The 1,595-nt window shown below is 72.4% G+C and carries 1 protein-coding gene and 1 pseudogene (1 of these 2 cut by a window edge); both read left to right on the top strand.

Going from position 1 to position 1,595, the window contains the following annotated elements; genetic code table 11:
• A pseudogene (locus AB0G02_RS37655) lies at positions 1-315 on the top strand (ATP-dependent DNA ligase); the annotation flags it as partial.
• Between the two features lie 143 nt (positions 316-458).
• On the top strand, positions 459-1,595 hold the 5' portion of the coding sequence (locus tag AB0G02_RS37650; protein WP_360804521.1) for a M28 family peptidase. It continues 12 nt past the right edge of the window; 1,137 of the gene's 1,149 nt are visible here — the first part of the coding sequence; its start codon is at positions 459-461; the stop codon falls past the right edge of the window.

Raw genomic sequence — 1,595 nt, 5'->3', positions numbered from 1 at the left:
GGCCAGGTGGTCCTCGACTCGACGCGGGCGTACGGCGCGCCCGTCGCCGCCGCGTACAGCCCGCGGATCCGGCCGAACGCCACGGTGTCGTTCCCGGTGGACTGGGACGACCTCGACTCCGTGACCCCCGCCGACTTCACCGTGCGAACCGCCGCGGCGCTGCTCGGCGGCGACGACCCGTGGAACTCCCGGATGCCCGCGCCGCAGCGGCTGCCCGACGACCTCGTCGCGGAGGGGCACACCATCCCGGTGGCCCGCGTCCAGGCCATGCACGAGGGCAAGCGGCGCGCGCGTGCCCAGCGCGCCCAGGAGTAGCTTTTCATTCAACACTGACGTTATCGAGTTCGCAGAGGCCAGGGGTCTGCGTCCGAACGCGCCACGACGTAAGCCGCTACCGCGGCGGTGTCGGGAGCCCGCACGCTCGTGCGTGGCCATCCCTACACCCTGCGGAGGCAGCCATGTCCTCACGAAGGACGACCACCGCGGCGAGCGCCCTGTTGCTCGCCGCCGCCCTGCTCAGCCCACCCGTCGCCACCGCGGCGCCGGTCCGCGCGTCGGCCGCGCCCGACATCTCGTTGGCGAACGTCCGGGCGCACCTCGACGACCTCCAGGCGATCGCCACCGCCAACGGCGGCAACCGGGCGCACGGTCGGCCCGGCTACCTGGCGTCGGTCAACCACGTCAAGGCGAAGCTCGACGCGGCCGGGTACCAGACGTCCGTGCAGCAGTTCACCAGCAGCGGCGCGACCGGTTACAACCTGACCGCGGACTGGCCGGGCGGCGACCCGAACGACGTGCTGATGCTCGGCGGCCACCTCGACAGCGTGACCGCGGGTCCGGGCATCAACGACAACGGCTCCGGCTCGGCCGGACTGCTGGAGATCGCGCTCACCGCGGCCCGCGAGAAGCTGGCGCCGCGCAAGCACGTCCGGTTCGGCTGGTGGGGCGCGGAGGAGCTGGGCCTGATCGGCTCCACCTACTACTTGGACAACCTGCCGACGACCGAGCGGTCGAAGATCAAGGCGTACCTGAACTTCGACATGATCGCCTCCCCGAACCCCGGCTACTTCGTCTACAGCGCCTCGGGTCAGCCCAGCGGGTCGTTGCAGTTGCAGCAGACGCTGGAGGCCGCGTTCAGCGTGCCGACCGAGCTGACGTCGGTCGGCGGGCGGTCCGACCACGCGGCGTTCGCGCGGGCCGGCATCCCGGTCGGCGGCACGTTCACCGGCGCGGAGACCATCAAGACCGCGGCGCAGGCGCAGAAGTGGGGCGGTTCGGCGGGCGTCGCCTTCGACCGCTGCTACCACCGCTCGTGCGACACGACGGCCAACCTCGACGCCACCGCGCTGGACCGCAGCAGCGACGCCATCGCCACCGCGCTGTGGACGTTGGCGGGCACCGGGACCACCCCGCCCGGCCCGCGGTTCGAGAACCAGACGGACGTGGCCATCCCCGACCTGACCACGGTGGAGAGTCCCATCACGGTGTCCGGGGTGACCGGCAACGCGCCGTCCGCGCTGGCGGTCGGGGTGGACATCACCCACACCTACCGGGGCGACGTGGTGATCGACGTCGTCGCGCCGGACGGCACGGCG

Source organism: Actinosynnema sp. NPDC023658 (assembly GCF_040639995.1).
Lineage (GTDB): Bacteria > Actinomycetota > Actinomycetes > Mycobacteriales > Pseudonocardiaceae > Actinosynnema.
The sequence above is the reverse complement of the archived record's forward strand: the minus strand, read 5'-3'. Positions and strand labels throughout refer to the sequence as shown.